The organism is Acinetobacter sp. 1566109, assembly GCF_000582255.1.
GTDB classification, from domain to species: Bacteria; Pseudomonadota; Gammaproteobacteria; order Pseudomonadales; family Moraxellaceae; genus Acinetobacter; species Acinetobacter nosocomialis.
The window spans coordinates 17834-35392 of sequence record NZ_JEYB01000042.1 but is presented as its reverse complement, the minus strand read 5'-3'; the positions used below and the strand labels follow the sequence as shown (position 1 = coordinate 35392).

The following is a 17559-nucleotide window of genomic DNA, read 5'->3' as shown; positions in this document are numbered from 1 at the left end:
AAGCCTGAGTTTTCGGATGCTCAATAGTTTTGACAAAATAACTCGATACCCGATTTTTTAGGTTTTTAGCTTTACCCACATATAACAACTCTCCCTCTTTCCCTAGCATCTTATAAACGCCTGGAAGTTGGGTCAGGTTAGCTAAAATTTTTTCAATATGGGGACGAGCGTTTTGATTCACTATTGGCATACATGGCTTAATATTGAATACCTAATGTGATGTTTTCACCTTTACTTTTCAAGTGCTTTACTGTGGCAGAACCTAAATTTGAAAACACATCATGAATTAGCCCGACAATATGTGTCGTGCTTCCTTAAGAATCGAGGCGATAGTAACTATATTTCACGTCTTTTTCTTTATATACCGCATAGGTTTTTTGACGAAAATCTGAGAACCAACCATTACCCGTATAGCCAGCAATGTGTCCGTAGGTATGTCCACTGGTGCGTTCAATAATATAGATATCCCCTTCTTGAGGACGGTTAAATGCCGGTTTGATTTTCTTATAGCCGTTCTTTTCTAAGGTATGTCCCCAGTCAGATGCAGCTACTGGATGCTTGGAAACATCTGCACCTGCTGCTTGTAGAGCAATACGGATATTCTTGGCACATTTCTCTTTGCTGTGCTTTGCTGACATGCTTTCAAGTTTGCTTGAGAACTTATGTAGATCAATGTTTTGATCTTCTACTTTATGTCTTTTAGAAGTCGTTCGGCCATGCTTTTTAGTCTCAGCAGAAGCTTTGTTTAACATCACTTTCGTTTTTAAGTCACCCTGAGAACTTTCTTCTTTTCTCAATTTAATATGGTGAACATGTGCATGAGCTACGTGATGAGCATGAGCCATTTTGAAACCTACTTCCGCTAATCAGTCTTCGAAAAAACGGAGCAATTGTAGAATCAAAATTATGCGTTGGCTTTTAATAGTTGTAACAAATTGCCAGCACTGTGAAATGAGTCACAAAATGAATTTATCGTTTTTATTTTATAAAAAAATACCTTTTCTGGCCCTTTAATCTTTCTATAAATATTGAGGCAAAGATATCCTCTTATAAAAGCAAAATACTTAGCTACAACCAATCAATCAAATTCATTTCAACCGACCAAACACTTATATAAAACTTCAGATTAATTAGAAATTTTAAATATTATAAACATTTCCCAAAATAATATTTAAAATAAAAAAATTTAATAAAAATAAATCACATTTATTTTAAATAAAAATCCCTTTTAATAATTGACGCTTTTCATTTTAACTATTATTATCTCGTTGCTGGCCTACATTGCCAGTCGGTTTTGACAGACCGTTGATCCACCACGGATTATAGTTCTGCTATAATTCGCTGGACCCTTGCGTCCCCCTTCTTTGCGGTAGGACGGTTGGGGGACGCCCCGTGCGTGCTGGTTCTATGGATCCCAGTCTGTCAACCCCTTTCCGTTCTACCACCCTAATTAATTCGCGGTAATCTGGTGGTAGGACTCCATTTTTTAAGGAGTTGGCCATGCCATTATTCAAACTTGTTTTCTCTCCAATTTAATTATTTTATTTATTTAAAATTTGGTTTTATGCCTTATTTTTATATCTATAAATTACTTTTATTTTAAAAATTTTAATCATTTTATTTTCCTGTTTTTAGGAGGATTAATTATTAACTAAAATTTATTTTAACCATTTAAACCCATTATATTTTTATTCTACTCATAGATATAAATCATTATGAGAATAATATGAAAACTTATAAATCTATTTTAACTTTTAGTTTAGTTCTAGGTAGCTTGGGTAGTTCGGGTTGCAATTTACACACTCAGCAGGAGTTTGAAAAAATTTGCCTATCGGGTGAGCACAGCAAAACCAGTTGTGACTGTATTTACCAGCAACTTGAAAAAGCTTATTCCCCGAAAATGATGCAACGCCTAGAACATGTCAGTTTGCAAAGTCCTGTTCTCCCACAGGACTTTGTCCCTACTTTTTTAAGCACCATGCAGCGATGTGACAAAAGTAGTCTGGGCTAAGCATTGGCTTAGCTCTTTATCTCTGTGTCGCAATGGTTGATTACTTTAAATCAGCGCAAAAAATTAAAGTCTGTTGTGGCACAGAGGCCTCTCAGAAACTTTCCACAAAAAAACCACACTCGAAAGTGTGGCTTAATTCAATCACGCAGAATTTTTATTTCGGGCGCTTTAATTAAAATACATATGGTCGTACAAAAATCAGGAAGAAAATTCCAAGCATGAGGAACCACTTCAAGAAGTAATACAACTTACGGTTTTTAGCTTTTAAAGCTTTAGCTTTAATACGAATTTGGTAAACATAACCAAAGGCTTTATTTAAGCCCCCTGTTTGGTCACCTGTTTCATTCGGTGAACTTGCCGCAGTCATTACATTACGGCCAAACCAATGGTTGAAACGTTCCATCCATTTCACTTTCATCGGACGCTCAACGTCCGCGAAGAAAATAATACGGTTTTGATCAGTCTTATTTTCAGCATAGTGAATATACGTTTCATCAAATACAACACTTTGGCCATCTCGCCAAGAGTATCTTTCACCATCTACATCAATAAAACAGCGATCATCATTTGGTGTAATTAAACCCAAGTGATAACGAAGTGAGCCTGCATAGGGGTCACGGTGTCTAACCAAACGGCTATCAGGAGCAAGTTCGGTAAACATTGCCGCTTTAATGGTCGGTAATGTTTTGAGTAAAGCCGTTGTTTTTGGGCAAAGCTCAGCAGCTGAAGGATGACTTGATTCATACCACTTGAGGTAAAAACGTTTCCATCCTGTTTTAAAGAATGAGTTAAAACCTAAGTCATTGTAGGTACTCGATGCTTTAATCCCACCTTGGTCATATAAAGCTTTCGCTTCGTCTCGAATCATTTCCCAATTTTCATCTAACACTTTTAAATCTTTGAAGTGTTGAGTGTCGATATAAGGCTGATTCGGTACCTTTGAAAAGATGTACATTAAAAAGTTAATCGGTGCGAGCAAGGTTGAATGGTCAAAAAATTGACGATAAAACGAGTGACGCACTTTGCCGCGATGTTGGATATACAATGCAGATATTACAAAAATCGCTAATACGATCCACTTAATCATATAGTTACTCGCATTTAAGCATCTTTAAAATACTTCGAAGAAATTTAAAATCGGAGAAATAATAACAAACTCTCGAAGAAAATTCAGACTCATATGATTAACTATTATTTTTAGCAAAAAGAAATCTCAAGAATATTTATTCTTGAGATTTCTTAAAATCAGGCTTTAAATTAGTTTTGATAGGGTTTCCAATTTAACGCATTTAGAGAAACAAGTGCTCTTGCAGCGGTTTCATTATAGACATAACAGCCTGATTTCAATTGTGCAATTCTTAACTGAGCAAAACGGATGCGTTGGGGATCATTGGCATTTTTTAGGTATGTTTCCCAATGCTTAACTTCTTGATCAGCAGTCCAACCAATATTACTTGTATAACTTGCTGTGTATGGCTTACCTTGATATTGCACCGCAACACTATCGCTCGCAGCAAAACCTAGACTAGTATCATAAATTGTCGTCCACTGAACTGTTTGCCATGTTCCTTTAACTGCTTTATAAGTAAAGCCGAATGGATTAGTTTGATTTAAATAATTAAGGTACGAAGCATTGTCTGCATCGAACTCGTCAAAACTCTGGTTAATTTCATAATCTTGACCGACATTGAATGCAAAAGACTCTTGATTAGATTTTTTTGAAATTAAACGATAGCAACTACTTCCGTCAGGAAATTTATTCTGTCCATAAGTATTAAGAAATATACGTCCATTAGTTGTACTTGCATCATTTACTGGAAAGCCTACTGCTCGATAACCCGGTAAAACAGCGTCAAACATATTCTGACCAGAAAGATTAACTCTCTGAAGTTTCCAATCCTCTTTAACATCACCAATAAGATCCAGTGTCCAATCCGTTAGCGAATTAATATTCATAACATTAATGGCTTGATCAGTTGGAAGATAGAGTTTTTTCTCTGTGAGCAAATACTCACCTAAAGCTTGATTAGAAGACCCATCTGTTGATTTTTTATTGAATATTTCAAAATAGGAAATATTTAACTCATCTGTTTCATTCGCATTGTAATCCATAAAATAGTAACGACTTCCGTTCGCCGTAGAATCTTGTGATGCGCTACTTTGATCGTTATTTACGGAATTATTATCACTAGAACCACCACCGCCACACGCACTTAACATCATTGGTAGGATGGCTAAAATTACAAACTTATTTTTTAACATAATATTACTTTATCTAACATTTTTATAACATAAAGTTTATCGAAAGATAAAAAAATAGACAACCCTTTCTGTCTAATAATTCACATAAGATTTTAATTTTTATTACCAATTCAAAAAATTGAGTTATTCAACAGTCTTTATCATTCTTCCATACATATACATGCGTTTACCCCATAAAGAATTCTATTATTTCATTGTTCTTTTATCATTCCTTTCATTGTTTACTACATTCTCTTATGGGCCCTTCAACCCTTACTTATCAAGCTATTATTACCTATAAAAAAACATATTTTTCATATAAATAAATTAAAAAAAATTATTTACAGACAATTGATGACCCTTGCGTCACGGCTTGATACAACTTGTTGGCTTCTTTTTAGATATAGTTATCGTAAGATTAGCGAAGCATAAATGTGTACCGGAGCTGTACACACGCTTCATAACATCAACTTAGAAATCCTCCAAAACTAAGGAGATCAGGCATGATCCACGCTGGCAATGCCATTACCGTCCAAATGCTTGCGGACGGAATTGCAGAATTCCGCTTTGACTTACAAGGTGAGTCGGTCAATAAATTTAACCGTGCAACAATTGAAGATTTCAAAGCTGCTATCGCGGCTGTAAAAGCTAATAACGATATTAAAGGCTTAGTCGTAACTTCTGGTAAATCTACATTTATTGTAGGTGCAGATATTACCGAGTTTGGTGAAAACTTCGCACAAGGCGAAAAAGCGATTGTTGACTGGCTTATGCCTGTTCACGAAATCTTCAATAGTTTTGAAGATTTAGACATTCCAAAAGTTGCTGCTATTAATGGCATGGCTTTAGGCGGCGGTTTTGAAATGTGTTTAGTTTGTGACTATCGCGTGATGTCAGAAGCTGCACAAGTGGGTTTACCAGAAATTAAACTCGGCATTTACCCAGGTTTCGGTGGTAGTGTTCGTTTAAGCCGTCTTATTGGTATCGATAATGCGGTTGAATGGATGGCAATGGCTGCTCCTAAAAAACCAGCTGCTGCGCTTAAAGATGGTGCTGTAGATGCGGTTGTCGCTGCGGACAAATTACTTGATGCTGCAACTGACTTGGTTAAACAAGCAATTTCTGGTCGTTTAAACTGGAAAGCAAAACGCCAAGAGAAACTTGAAGCTGTAAAATTGAATCCGCTTGAACAAATGATGGCGTTCAACACAGCAAAAGGTGCGGTACTTGCTAAAGCAAATCCTGCTCAATACCCTGCTCCAAAACTATTACTTGATTCATTACAAGCTGGTGCAAGCCTTGCACGTGATGAAGCATTAAAAGCTGAAGCTGAAGGTTTTGCTAAAGCAGCAATTACTCCACAAGCTGGCGCATTGATTGGTCTATTCATCAATGACCAAGTTGTGAAAAAGGCATCTAAACAACATGAAAAAGGTGCTCACCCTGTAAACCAAGCAGCTGTTCTAGGTGCAGGTATTATGGGTGGTGGTATTGCTTACCAAGCAGCAAGCAAAGGCACTCCAATTATCATGAAAGATATTGGTAACCCACAACTTGCACTAGGTATGTCAGAAGCGAACAACTTGTTAACTAAGCAAGTTGAACGCAAGAAAATGAAACCTGCTCAAATGGGTGAAACACTTGCACGTATTCGTCCTACTTTAAGCTACGAAGAGTTTAAAGAAGTCGACATCGTGATCGAAGCGGTAACTGAAAATCCAAAAGTTAAAGAAATCGTACTTGCAGAAACTGAGAAAAATGTTCGTGAAAACACGATCATTGCTTCTAATACTTCTACAATTTCAATTACACGTTTGGCAAAAGCATTACAACGTCCTGAAAACTTCGTTGGTATGCACTTCTTCAACCCAGTTCACATGATGCCGCTTGTAGAAGTTATTCGTGGTGAAAAGACTTCTGAAGAAGCAATTGCAACGACAGTCGTTCTTGCTCAAAAAATGGGTAAAACACCAATCGTTGTAAATGACTGCCCAGGGTTCTTGGTTAACCGTGTATTGTTCCCTTACTTCGGTGCATTTGACCTTCTTGTAAAAGACGGCGCAGACTTCCAACAAATCGACAATGTAATGTCTAAGTTTGGTTGGCCAATGGGCCCTGCTTACCTGATCGATGTTGTAGGTATTGATACAGGTGTGCATGGTGCAGAAGTAATGGCTGAAGGTTTCCCTGACCGTATGAAGCCAGACTACAAAGGCGCAATCCAAGCAATGTATGAAGCGAAGCGTCTTGGTCAAAAGAATGACGTAGGTTTCTACAAATACGAACTCGACAAGAAAGGCAAGAAAGCAAAAACTGTTGATCCAACAGCGTATGAAGTGATTGCTCCGTTCGTAACTGGCGAAAAACGCGAATTTGATAACCAAGAAATCATTGACCGTATGATGCTTGCTTTCTGTAACGAAACAGTTCGTTGCTTGGAAGACAAGATTGTAGCAACTGCATCTGAAGCAGATATGGCAATGATCATGGGTGTAGGTTTCCCTCCATTCCGTGGTGGTCCATGCCGTTACATCGACCAAACAGGTGTTGCTGAATACGTTGCACTTTGCGATAAATACGCACACTTAGGTAAGGCTTATGAAGCGCCGCAAATGTTGCGCGACATGGCTGCTAACAATAAAAAATTCTACGGTTAAGGAGCGACGTGAATGGCTACTTTAAATCCACGTGACGTTGTGATTGTTGATGGCGTTCGTTCTGCCATGGGCAAATCTAAAAACGGTATGTTCCGTAATGTACGTGCCGACAGTTTATCTGCTGAACTTGTACGTGCGCTCGTTGCCCGTAACCAGTTTGATGTAAACGAAGTTGAAGACCTGATCTGGGGCTGTGTAAACCAGACTCTAGAACAAGGTATGAACATTGGCCGTAACATCGGTTTATTGGCTGACTTGCCTAAAACTGTTGCTGGTCAAACAGTAAACCGTCTTTGTGGTTCGTCTATGCAGGCAATCCACACTGCCGCAGCACAAATTGCGACTAACCAAGGTGACATCTTCATTATTGGTGGTGTAGAGCACATGGGCCATGTAGGTATGATGCACGGCATCGACCTTAACCCAGAAGCATCTAAACACTATGCTAAAGCATCTAACATGATGGGCTTAACTGCTGAAATGTTAGGTCGTATGAACGGCATTACTCGTGAAGAACAAGATGCGTTCGGTGTTGAATCTCACCGCCGTGCTTGGGCTGCAACACAAGAAGGTCGTTTCAAAAATGAAATCGTTGGTGTTGAAGGTCACGATGCAAATGGTTTCAAAATCCTTTGCGACATCGACGAAGTAATTCGTCCAGATGCAAACCTTGAAGCATTCAAAGCATTAAAACCTGTATTTGACCCTAAAGGTGGTTCAGTAACAGCAGCAACTTCTTCTGCTCTTTCTGACGGTGCTTCTGCAATGTTGCTTATGTCTGCTGAACGTGCACAAGCATTAGGTTTAAAACCACGTGCTGTAATTCGCTCTATGGCAGTAGCAGGCTGTGACGCAGCAATCATGGGTTACGGCCCAGTTCCAGCGACTCAAAAAGCGCTTAAGCGTGCTGGCTTATCAATTGCTGATATTCAGACTGTTGAGTTAAATGAAGCATTTGCTGCACAAGGCTTGTCTGTTCTTAAGGGCTTAGGTCTTTATGACAAACAAGACATCGTGAACTTAAATGGTGGTGCAATCGCTCTTGGTCACCCACTAGGCTGTTCAGGTGCTCGTATCACCACTACGTTGTTAAACGTAATGGAACAACAAGATACTCAAATCGGTCTTGCGACCATGTGTATCGGCCTTGGTCAAGGTATCGCAACGATTATCGAACGTGTTTAATTAACACCAAGATAAAAAATCCCCGCTCAATGCGGGGATTTTTATTTTACCGGCCTTTTAAACCATCTTGGATTTGTTGCTGTAATTTCAAAATATCATTTAAATTTACTTTCATCGTACCATCGCGATAAGCATCAACATTACTTCGTTTAATGTTCAACGGCTTTAACATTTCAAAAAGACCATTGGTTGGGTCAGAAGACTGAATCCCGCCCGCTACCGCTAGAATATATTCTCGTAAAAATGGAGAAAGTTGTGAGAGATCAGGCTGCGCCATAACGGGCTGATAATCTATGGTCGTCATCCCTTCTGGGACTAAAGCATTCTGTATATCGTGATGTATTTTATATTCATGGTGTTGTAGTGCTTGGCGTACCTTCTTATCTTCTTGAAACGGCACAAAGCCCACCTCATCACGTAGCTCAGATTCAGCCATAACGCGAATAGTGGGTAAAGTCGTTACTTCTTCTGCCTGAACAGTTGGTAAACCCATAAAAGCAAATGCAGCGATTAAAGCTGATTGTTTTAGAAAGTTCATAACTAGCTCCAAAAAATCAGTCATCCTATTTCAATCAAAAGATGAAGATTCAAATAAAGGTCTCTATAAATAGGCTACAACAAACTGCTTTTTGATTCAGTAAGGCTCAGATAAACGGTAAATATAATTAAAATTTTTAATGTAATAGTAAGGGACTTTCTTAATAAAAAACTGAATAGAAAAACCACCCTATAAATGAGTTATAACCATTTATAGGGTGAGATTTATCTTATAGATTTTATTTATTCTCTAACATTTCTTTTAAAGAGTCGACCAATTGAGGAAATGACGTATAACCTTCCCGACCTAAAAAATGTCCGCCATTAGGAACTGTAATGTACGGCGCATCAATATCCTTAGCCAATTGAACTGTCAGTTTTGGTGGAACCAAATCATCATTATCAGATAAATACACCAGCTTTTTCTTTATGCCCTTAAAGTAATTGGTATCGACTTTGCTCTTTGTTATATAAGCTGTGAGGGGTGAAGAATCTGCAATTGGTCCAGAGAATCCGGATACTAAAATCATTCCTCCAATATGTTGATAATGATGTCTTTGCAAAAAGTGCAGCAAAGTAATCACACCCAAACTATGTGCCACAAAATAGGTATTTTCATTAACCTGTGGAATCTGTTCATCTAGAACTTTCTGCCAAGCATCTACATTGGGATGCTCAGAATCTGGAAATGGTATTAAAGTTACAGCCGTATATTCATCTTCTATTTGATGTTTTAGGTCCAAAAACCAGTGATCATTTATAGAAGCTGAATAACCATGAAGTACAAATATTTGACGCATGTTCTTCTCCTGAAGTTCCAGTGTTTTGGCATTTGCAACAAATGACATCCATCCGAATAACACCAATAAAATGAGTTTTCTGATCATTGAACAAGTACCATTTTGAAAGATAAAAACATGCTAAACTATGACACCACTGTTAAGGTCAAGCCTATTTTATGAACCTCGCTAAAGTCGCCGAGCTTACAAAAGTCAGTCCGCGTATGCTGCGTTATTATGAAAGTTTAGGGCTAATACAACCGCATCGTGCAAGCAATAACTATCGAAGTTATACGCAAAAAGATATTGAAAATATTAATAAAATTAAAATATTAAATGAGGCAGGTATGACACTAAAAGACATTCAGGTGTTATTACCATGTTTTGATTTAGATGAAAGGGTATTTACGCTTTGCCCTATTGTTCAAGAAAAGCTACAAACAGAGCTGATGCATGTATCGGAGCAGTTAAACAAACTACAAACTTCTCAAAGTTTATTACAATCTTTCTTGATAAAAGGCAAAGCTGAGAGCACCAATACATAGTAGTTGATGCTCATGCTGTAATTATTCTTCTAACTCATTTTCTAAAGCAGCCACGTTCTTTTTCTTAATACTTTCAATTTTTGCATTAAGCTTTAAGACATGTTGGTAAAGCTCGTTAAATTTTTTAACTTGAGCATTTTCATGAAAAAGAATCATATGGTCTTTCTTTTGCCACGAATAGTTTTTTAGAAGTTTAAACATTTGCTCTGCGTCATCTAAAATTTGCAGCTCAATCATAAAAATCGTATGGTCTTGATCAGCTTTTTGCTGAGTTCCCAATTTCATTTCAAGAAGTTGTCTGGTATCTGCATCAACAGATAATTCCTGTATTTTAGCGAGAAAGATTTTATGAATTTTTTCATATTCAGATTGGTATTTATCTGAAGCTTTTCGAACGTCAGCTAACATCTTTTCTGTTTCAGCATATTTTTGTTTTTTATCAATATCCAAACGGTCAACATTTAAAAAAGTATCCCATTTTGCAGCCTTTAATTCTCTTAAGTATTCATTACGCGCATTTACATTTTGAACCCAATAACTTAAAAGAAATTCTGAGACTTGCTTATAGTGCCCTGCGAGCCGTTTATCATGAATATCGAGTTGTACAGGTTTAGACCAATCTTGAGCCTGTTCATAAAGTTCACTCATTTTTTCATTCATCACCACATCGAACATTTGGCTACTGTCTTTAGCTTGTTGCTGTTTAATATGTTGATAGGAAAAAAAGACAATACCTGCAATTACCACCAAACCTGCAATCGCAATCAAAATTCGGCGCATACACACCTCCTATTTCCATTCTTATAGTTTTGCTCTTTATAGTTATGAAATAGAGCTCTTACTTCTTTATATGTCATTTATTTCACAATACGCAACACTCTATTCGCTATTCAATGCTTTAAATCCTTGTACATCATCCCTATTATGATGGGTAATTAAAATTTATGAGATTCTCCCATGCGTGTTGATGTCTGGTCTGATGTAGTTTGTCCTTTTTGTTACATCGGCAAAAAACGCCTTGAGCATGTCGCGGCTGAAGCTGGCATTGAACTTGATATTCATTGGCATAGTTTCGAGTTAGATCCGAATGCACCAGCGACACATGACACTTCAAATACTGAGCGTTTAGCGAAAAAATATGGTCGTACCTATGAAGAGATGGAAGAAATGGAGCGCAACATTGCGGCCATGGCTGCCTCTGAAGGAATCGACTTCCAATGGCAAAAAGCCAACTCAGGCAATAGCTTTAATGCTCACCGTATTATTCACCTAGCTCAAAGTAAAGGCTTAGGTAACGAAGCAAAAGAAGCCTTTTTTCATGCTTATATGACTGAAGGTTTAGCTATTGGCGAACGCGAAGTCGTAGAAGAAATCGCTTCTCGTATTGGCCTAGATAATGCCGAAGTTGAATATGTACTCGATACAAATGAATTGGCTGACTTTGTTCGTCATGACGAAAAGATTGCGCATGAGCAACTTAATGTAACAGGCGTACCATTCTTTGTATTTGATCAAAGAATTGCGCTTGCAGGCGCACAACCTCGTGAAGTGTTTTTACAAGTCTTAGAACAAGCACAGCTCAAGGCAAATGCTGAAGAAATCGAGCAAGATGATGTTGCTGTTTGTAATGATGAAACATGTGATATTCCACAAAATAAACAGTCTTAATTGCAAAGTGTGAACAAATCGTATGTTTTATCATCGTTTTAGCAATAGAGCGTTCTAAAAAAAGAACTATTCAATTGCTTAAAATGCGTTTATGATTGCCACTTAGAATATTCGCGCTGTAATGTTCTGTTTTTTATGTGTTTAATGATCGGAATTTGAAGTTTCCTTGATCTAAAATCCCCCTAGTTTGGGGGATTTTTTTTGCTTAAAAATTCTCGCTAATAGCTTAAACTTTTTAAGTTATTTCAAATATGTAAGAAAAGTTAAATTTACTTAACTTTTGTGTCGTCCTCTTGATTTTATTAGAAAAATCAACAAAAGTGGCAATAACAACAAAACATAAAGATAGATATGAAAACATTTCACGTTATTACGTATCGACAGCTTTTTGCACTTGTAACATTGGGATTTGGTTCTATATGCATGGCTCATGCAGAAGTAAATTCTTCTTCAACTCAACAAGTCAATGGTTCGTCATCTGGAGTACAAACCGAAGAAAATAAAGATGAAAATCTTTTAGATCAAATTCCAAGGTGGATTGATGCCACTCCAACGATTTTTCCGGAGCAGTCCAACCAACCAATTGTTCCACCTACCGAGCAGACCGAAGACCAGACCTGGTTTGACCGTAAGCAAAAGAAAATTCGAAATTGGGCCGATCACACTTCGGAAAAAATTGATAACTGGTTTGGTGAAGTCGACCCTCAAAAGCCTGCTTCGGCTACCATTCGAGTCATGATTGATAACTATTGGAACGAATATGATAACTTTGAAATTAAGCCAAGAATACGCGGTAAAATTAAACTCCCGACGCTAGAAAAACGCTTAAGCGTAGTATTTGGTGATGACTCTTTAGATAACGAATTTAATAATAGTCCAGCCAATATTAACCAGAACCCAAATCAAGATTCAAATAAGAAACTTGATACTAAACGAACACGAGATGACAACAGCTCAATCGCATTACGTTGGTCGAATTTTTCCAAAAAACTGCCGTTTGAAACAGATGCCGACTTAGGTATCCGTTCTGGAGACGACGTGTATGTTCGCTTAAAAGCATCAAGAGATTGGCAACTCCGTAATGACTTTAAGTTTTATGCTGAAGAAATTTATCGCTATGGCATTCATAGTGAAAATTATTTACGTACTAATTTGGAACTCACCCATGCTCGTCCAAATCAACCCATCTTATCAAATCAGTTCAGCCTAACTTATGCTGACGATCAAGATGATGATTTAACATGGGAAAACCGAGTTTTCCGTGAACATAGTTTCTTTGCAAATAACCGTTTTAACTATGGTATTTACACAGGTGGCTATTACAACGACAACGATTTACGCTTAAACAGTTGGGGACCATTTGTATCATGGCGTCAGCCGCTCTTACGTGAGTGGTTCTTTGTACAAGGTGACGTCAACTACTTTAATGACCACCGTGAAGACCGTAACCATTTTGTCAGCACATTCTTACGTTTAGAAGCACTTTTCTAATTGAGCAAGATCACCTTGGAGGTTATCTCCAAGGTGATGAATAATAAAATACTTTTAAATAAAAATTTAAGCTTTTTCCCTTACAATACTGAGCTAACTTTTGATTCCTGATTTTCAGAACAATGAATCAATTCTCTTCTTTGTCATTTGAATATAAATCTAAAGCTCTACTTTGTATTTATAGTTTAGGTATGTTGGTTTTAATCCCTCATACACAGCTTTTCTCTACGTCCTTAAAGCATCAACGCTCCACGAGACGCTCCCTACATCCATCGAGCCTATTCATAAAAAGCAAAAGTCATTCTCTAACTTTTTCAAATTCACCATGTGAAGTAGAAAATAATAATGATTCAGATGCAGCACTCATTCAGGACCTGATGGCCGTGTTTGGAAATGATACGCTGTGGAACCGTGCAACCCAGCACAAACAACCTTATAAAACCTTGGGTAAGAAAAAGAAGAAAGCTTCAACACCCCATATTTCGATCAGTAACCCAATTACTGCAAGCTGGGATACGATTTCAACATGGATGCCTTTCGAAAATAATCTTGATTTAGGCTCAAATTCAGAAAGTGATGTTTATGTACAATTTCTTGCCAAGAAAAAATGGAATTTAAGACATAACATTAGCATAGATACCGAACAAGTCTTTCGCTATGGCTCAACCAGCCGAAACTATACTGAAACCACGCTAAACTTAACGCAAAAGATGCAAGACAACACCCTGTTCGCTAACAAATTTAATGTGAATAAGAGTGAAAATGAAGAATTCAACTGGGGCAATTGGACTTTTCAACAATTTGAGTTCGTAAAAGATAATAGTCTGACTTACGGCATTTATAGTGGCGGTGTATATACCAAAAATGACATGCGGGTAAATAGTTGGGGACCTTATATTTCATGGCGCCAGCCCGTATGGCGAGATTGGATTTTTATGCAAAATGATCTTAATTTTTTTAATCATATTGATGATGACCCGAAACATCAGCTTAGTGTTCAAATGAATTTAGAAGCTAATTTTTAGCCAAAAATCATCAAGTTGTGGATAACTCTTTCTTTATCCACAAAAAAGCCTCTGACAGTTCAGAGGCTTTTTTTACATCAAATATTATTTCAACAATAAGCTATTAATACGCTTCACATAAGCTGCAGGGTCTTCTGGTAAACCACCTTCTGCAATCACAGCCTGATCAAAAATCACGTTTGCCAAATCATCAAATTGTTCTGAACCTTCAAGTTTTTTCACTAAAGGATGCTCAGGGTTAATTTCTAAAATTGGCTTGATTTCAGGTACAGCTTGTCCTGCTTGTTTGAGCATACGAATAAGTTGAGGAGACAACTCCCCTTCACTAGTTACTAAACACGCAGGAGAATCTACCAAACGGGTTGTTACACGGACTTCTTTAGTTTTGGCCTTCAACGAGTCACTTAATTTCTCAACAACAGGTTTAAACTGTTCAGCCGCTTGCTCTAGTGCCTTTTTCTCTTCTGCATCTTGCAAGTCACCTAAATCAACAGCGCCTTTAGATACATTCTTTAATGGCGTACCGTCAAACTCATGAACAAAGTTCATTGCCCACTCATCAACACGCTCTGCCATTAACAATACTTCAATGCCTTTTTTCTTAAACAACTCTAGCTGTGGAGAGTTTTTAGCAGCAGCTAAGCTGTCAGCAGTAACGTAATAAATGGCTTTTTGGCCTTCTTTCATGCGCGCTTTATAGTCTGCAAAAGAAGTTACCACTTCATCATTTGTTGAAGTTGCATAACGTAATAATTTTAAAATACGTTCACGGTTACCAAAGTCTTCACCCAAGCCTTCTTTAAGCACTGAACCAAACTCAGTGTAGAAGGTCTTGAATTTTTCTTGGTCTTTTTCATCTTCTGATTTAGCCAAGCCATCAAGCAAAGTGAGTACACGGCGTGCGTTACCTTCACGAATTGTTTTAACATCACGGCTTTCTTGCAACAACTCACGGCTGACATTAAGCGGTAAATCGGCGCTATCCACGACACCTTGAACAAAGCGTAAATAGTTTGGAATTAAATTATCCGCATCATCCATAATGAAAACACGTTTTACATACAGCTTAATTCCCGCTTTTGCTTCACGTGTAAAAATGTCATGTGGCGCTTTACTTGGAATATAAAGTAATTGGGTATATTCGGTGCTACCTTCAACACGGTTGTGTGCCCAAGCCAGTGGTGCTTCGAAGTCATGAGTTAAGTTTTTATAGAACTCAACATATTGCTCTTCAGTCACTTCACTCTTGTTACGTGTCCATAAAGCACTTGCAGAGTTAATCGCTTCCCATTCATCAGTCTTGACCATTTGGCCGCCTTTAGGCTCTTCACCTTCAGCAACCTCCTCTTCCTGCCAAACTTCTTTTTGCATTTCAATTGGCAAGCTAATGTGGTCAGAGTATTTATTAACGATTTGCTTAACTTTATAAGATTCTAAATAATCAAGCGCGTCATCACGCAAGTGAAGAATAATGTCAGTACCGCGTGAAGCTTTATCAATTTGCTGAACTTCAAACTCACCTGTGCCACCGCTGATCCAACGCACCCCTTCAGAAGCATCGAGACCTGCGCGGCGTGATTCAACTGTAATTTTATCGGCAACAATAAAACCTGAGTAGAAACCAACACCAAACTGACCAATCAACTGAGCATCCGCTTTCTGGTCGCCCGTTAATTTTGACATGAAGTCTTTAGTGCCTGATTTTGCAATAGTACCCAAGTTATCAATTGCTTCTTGTTGGCTTAATCCAATACCGTTATCAGAAATCGTTAAAGTTTTATCTTCTTTGTTTAAGCTGATGCGTACATGTAAGTCCGGATCATTTTCATAATATTCAGGATGATTAATTCCTTCAAAACGCAACTTATCACATGCATCAGATGCATTAGAGATAAGTTCACGTAAGAAAATTTCAGGGTTCGAATAGAGAGAATGCGTCACTAAATGTAAAAGCTGGGCTACTTCTGCTTGGAAACTATAATTTTGTGATGCTTGTTCACTCATAAATCACTCCTTAAATTTTGAAGTTTGTTTGTTCTCGAATGCTTTATGAATGGAGTACTTCTACAATTTTTCAATCCTGAATATTAAAAAATTTTTCTTTAATTAAAACGGACCATGACTTAGTACCCTATCTTGCAAGATAGAGTCCAATTGTTGTTGTCTCTGCTGATAAGCTTTAGAAATACAACTTACATTAGCTGCACAAGCATTTCTTTTTTTTAACCACTGCTGCTGTGTATCTTTTTGATTATCACGGCCACCCATTGGCAATGCATGTAAAACAATTTGATATGTTGTTGCCATTTTGACATCAGCATCATTTAAAGAACGATTTTTGCAAATACTCAGCTCAGTCTTAGTTTTTGCAGCATCACAGGAAAAACTAGCAGCCTGTACATTATGAGCAAGAGTAATGCCACTAAAAAGTGCTAGACCTATGGCAAATTTTCTATTCATGAGGTTATTCCTTTAAAGATATATAAAAAATAGTTTAAAAATAAAGACCAAAAGAATATGTATAAAACTGTCTGTTTTATGCTTTTTTTAGTGAGAGCAATAAAATAAAAAACCTCACATAAAATCTATGTGAGGTGCCTGAGTCTAGGTTTGTTATTATATTTTTTCTATTTATTATTATGCTTAAAATTTATAGCTATAACCTAAAGTGTAAACAAACGGATTAATATCCAAGTCGAATTTAGCACCATTTGTTAAAGTAACTTCTGGGCTAATATCCGCATAGCGAACATCTACAAATACACCCCAATTTTTCGCATCAGCAGGTTGGAAGTTAAAACCAACTTGTCCAGCTACACCAAAATCTTCTTTTACTTTGTCAGCAACACCTTGCTCATCCCAAGGAATAAATGCTGTCGCCCCGATACCAATATACGGTGTGAAACGAGTTGAGTTTTTAAAATGATATTTTGCGGTAATTGTCGGAGGTAATTGTTTAATACGTGCTACATTTTTACCATCTAATAAAACATCATGATTAACCGGCGCTGCTAATAATAATTCTGCCGAAAAAGGTGATTCACCAAAAAAGTATTCAACTGATGGTGTAAATGCATATTCATGATCAGCTTTTACTACACCTAAAGCAGTTGTTGTATCGTCAGATGGAGCAATAACACTACCCCCAAATTTTACTTGCCAATTACCAGCAAAAGTAAATGAAGACATCCCCATTAATGCAATAATCAAAGCTTTTTTGAACACGTTAATATCTCCAACCTTATTTATATTTATAATAAACATTTATTTTAAATTGATGCAACACCCATTATAAAATTATTTTTATATTTATTTTTAAATAACTGTTTTAAATAAAAATATATATCAACCAACTATTTTAATTGGTTTTTAATCCAACTTAATTAATCAGAATTATTTTATATAACCAACCTTTTTAAT

Annotated in this window: 17 protein-coding genes; 7 read left to right on the top strand and 10 right to left on the bottom strand. The window is 37.2% G+C overall.

All coding sequences use genetic code 11. The features are described from left to right. Both J582_RS19280 and J582_RS19275 read right to left on the bottom strand, forming a co-directional pair. The coding region (locus J582_RS19280; protein WP_171073057.1) for a GIY-YIG nuclease family protein at window positions 1-181 on the bottom strand (181 nt) is incomplete at its 3' end. A gap of 133 nt (window positions 182-314) precedes the next feature. Beyond that, window positions 315-845, bottom strand: coding sequence for a CHAP domain-containing protein (locus tag J582_RS19275; RefSeq protein ID WP_004883575.1), 531 nt, complete (start codon window positions 843-845; stop codon window positions 315-317). Between the two features lie 881 nt (window positions 846-1726). On the opposite strand from J582_RS19275, the gene J582_RS19270 reads away from it, so the two are divergent. After that, window positions 1727-2011: a hypothetical protein gene (locus J582_RS19270; RefSeq protein WP_031981901.1), complete on the top strand. Its 285-nt coding sequence runs from the start codon at window positions 1727-1729 to the stop codon at window positions 2009-2011. 172 nt (window positions 2012-2183) lie between these two features. Here J582_RS19270 and lpxO read toward each other — a convergent pair whose 3' ends face one another. Both lpxO and J582_RS19260 read right to left on the bottom strand, forming a co-directional pair. After that, entirely contained in the window at window positions 2184-3098 is a 915-nt protein-coding gene (gene lpxO / locus J582_RS19265; RefSeq protein ID WP_004699120.1) for a lipid A hydroxylase LpxO, read from the bottom strand. A 170-nt stretch (window positions 3099-3268) separates the two neighbouring features. Then, window positions 3269-4273 (bottom strand): hypothetical protein, encoded by a 1005-nt coding sequence (locus J582_RS19260; protein ID WP_031955868.1) that lies wholly within the window; start codon window positions 4271-4273, stop codon window positions 3269-3271. A gap of 482 nt (window positions 4274-4755) precedes the next feature. Between J582_RS19260 and fadB the strand changes: the two genes are divergently transcribed. Both fadB and fadA read left to right on the top strand, forming a co-directional pair. Further along, on the top strand, window positions 4756-6909 hold the full coding sequence (gene fadB, locus J582_RS19255; RefSeq protein WP_031981904.1) for a fatty acid oxidation complex subunit alpha FadB: 2154 nt from the start codon (window positions 4756-4758) through the stop codon (window positions 6907-6909). Window positions 6910-6921: 12 nt separating this feature from the next. Beyond that, on the top strand, window positions 6922-8094 hold the full coding sequence (fadA, locus tag J582_RS19250; RefSeq protein ID WP_002157046.1) for an acetyl-CoA C-acyltransferase FadA: 1173 nt from the start codon (window positions 6922-6924) through the stop codon (window positions 8092-8094). A 46-nt stretch (window positions 8095-8140) separates the two neighbouring features. On the opposite strand, the gene J582_RS19245 is transcribed toward fadA, so the two are convergent. Together J582_RS19245 and J582_RS19240 are read right to left on the bottom strand one after the other, a co-directional pair. Next, window positions 8141-8632 (bottom strand): hypothetical protein, encoded by a 492-nt coding sequence (locus J582_RS19245; RefSeq protein ID WP_031981906.1) that lies wholly within the window; start codon window positions 8630-8632, stop codon window positions 8141-8143. Window positions 8633-8870: 238 nt separating this feature from the next. After that, window positions 8871-9518, bottom strand: coding sequence for an RBBP9/YdeN family alpha/beta hydrolase (locus J582_RS19240; protein ID WP_068791255.1), 648 nt, complete (start codon window positions 9516-9518; stop codon window positions 8871-8873). 71 nt (window positions 9519-9589) lie between these two features. On the opposite strand from J582_RS19240, the gene J582_RS19235 reads away from it, so the two are divergent. Continuing rightward, entirely contained in the window at window positions 9590-9955 is a 366-nt protein-coding gene (locus J582_RS19235) for a MerR family transcriptional regulator (protein ID WP_031981909.1), read from the top strand. Window positions 9956-9976: 21 nt separating this feature from the next. Here the strand turns inward: J582_RS19235 and J582_RS19230 are convergent, their stop codons facing one another. Continuing rightward, the gene (locus J582_RS19230; RefSeq protein WP_002156981.1) at window positions 9977-10735 is read right to left on the bottom strand and encodes a hypothetical protein; all 759 of its coding nucleotides are present in this window, start codon (window positions 10733-10735) and stop codon (window positions 9977-9979) included. Window positions 10736-10912: 177 nt separating this feature from the next. Between J582_RS19230 and J582_RS19225 the strand changes: the two genes are divergently transcribed. The 3 genes from J582_RS19225 to J582_RS0104985 all read left to right on the top strand — a co-directional run bounded on the left by J582_RS19225 (window position 10913) and on the right by J582_RS0104985 (window position 14139). Continuing rightward, entirely contained in the window at window positions 10913-11623 is a 711-nt protein-coding gene (locus J582_RS19225; protein ID WP_031981911.1) for a DsbA family oxidoreductase, read from the top strand. 351 nt (window positions 11624-11974) lie between these two features. Next, a complete protein-coding gene (locus tag J582_RS19220) occupies window positions 11975-13114 on the top strand; it encodes a hypothetical protein (RefSeq protein WP_004710872.1) in 1140 nt (379 codons plus the stop codon). A gap of 122 nt (window positions 13115-13236) precedes the next feature. Then, window positions 13237-14139 (top strand): hypothetical protein, encoded by a 903-nt coding sequence (locus tag J582_RS0104985; protein ID WP_004883589.1) that lies wholly within the window; start codon window positions 13237-13239, stop codon window positions 14137-14139. An 84-nt stretch (window positions 14140-14223) separates the two neighbouring features. Here J582_RS0104985 and htpG read toward each other — a convergent pair whose 3' ends face one another. From htpG to J582_RS19205, 3 genes are all read right to left on the bottom strand, one after another. Beyond that, window positions 14224-16143 (bottom strand): molecular chaperone HtpG, encoded by a 1920-nt coding sequence (gene htpG, locus J582_RS19215; RefSeq protein ID WP_004710874.1) that lies wholly within the window; start codon window positions 16141-16143, stop codon window positions 14224-14226. Between the two features lie 102 nt (window positions 16144-16245). Further along, on the bottom strand, window positions 16246-16599 hold the full coding sequence (locus tag J582_RS19210) for a lysozyme inhibitor LprI family protein (protein ID WP_004883592.1): 354 nt from the start codon (window positions 16597-16599) through the stop codon (window positions 16246-16248). A gap of 183 nt (window positions 16600-16782) precedes the next feature. Then, complete coding sequence (locus tag J582_RS19205) at window positions 16783-17364, bottom strand: OmpW/AlkL family protein (protein WP_002156917.1); 582 nt, start codon at window positions 17362-17364, stop codon at window positions 16783-16785. Window positions 17365-17559 lie beyond the last annotated feature (195 nt).

What these genes read in the sequence shown, in the direction of transcription:
- J582_RS19275 (WP_004883575.1), bottom strand. Translation starts at nt 845, where the DNA reads ATGGCTCATGCTCATCACGTAGCTCATGCACATGTTCACCATATTAAA.
- J582_RS19235 (WP_031981909.1), top strand. Translation starts at nt 9,590, where the DNA reads ATGAACCTCGCTAAAGTCGCCGAGCTTACAAAAGTCAGTCCGCGTATG.
- htpG (WP_004710874.1), bottom strand. Translation starts at nt 16,143, where the DNA reads ATGAGTGAACAAGCATCACAAAATTATAGTTTCCAAGCAGAAGTAGCC.
- J582_RS19260 (WP_031955868.1), bottom strand. Translation starts at nt 4,273, where the DNA reads ATGTTAAAAAATAAGTTTGTAATTTTAGCCATCCTACCAATGATGTTA.
- J582_RS0104985 (WP_004883589.1), top strand. Translation starts at nt 13,237, where the DNA reads ATGAATCAATTCTCTTCTTTGTCATTTGAATATAAATCTAAAGCTCTA.
- lpxO (WP_004699120.1), bottom strand. Translation starts at nt 3,098, where the DNA reads ATGATTAAGTGGATCGTATTAGCGATTTTTGTAATATCTGCATTGTAT.
- J582_RS19225 (WP_031981911.1), top strand. Translation starts at nt 10,913, where the DNA reads ATGCGTGTTGATGTCTGGTCTGATGTAGTTTGTCCTTTTTGTTACATC.
- J582_RS19245 (WP_031981906.1), bottom strand. Translation starts at nt 8,632, where the DNA reads ATGAACTTTCTAAAACAATCAGCTTTAATCGCTGCATTTGCTTTTATG.
- J582_RS19210 (WP_004883592.1), bottom strand. Translation starts at nt 16,599, where the DNA reads ATGAATAGAAAATTTGCCATAGGTCTAGCACTTTTTAGTGGCATTACT.
- J582_RS19240 (WP_068791255.1), bottom strand. Translation starts at nt 9,518, where the DNA reads ATGATCAGAAAACTCATTTTATTGGTGTTATTCGGATGGATGTCATTT.
- J582_RS19270 (WP_031981901.1), top strand. Translation starts at nt 1,727, where the DNA reads ATGAAAACTTATAAATCTATTTTAACTTTTAGTTTAGTTCTAGGTAGC.
- J582_RS19230 (WP_002156981.1), bottom strand. Translation starts at nt 10,735, where the DNA reads ATGCGCCGAATTTTGATTGCGATTGCAGGTTTGGTGGTAATTGCAGGT.
- fadB (WP_031981904.1), top strand. Translation starts at nt 4,756, where the DNA reads ATGATCCACGCTGGCAATGCCATTACCGTCCAAATGCTTGCGGACGGA.
- fadA (WP_002157046.1), top strand. Translation starts at nt 6,922, where the DNA reads ATGGCTACTTTAAATCCACGTGACGTTGTGATTGTTGATGGCGTTCGT.
- J582_RS19220 (WP_004710872.1), top strand. Translation starts at nt 11,975, where the DNA reads ATGAAAACATTTCACGTTATTACGTATCGACAGCTTTTTGCACTTGTA.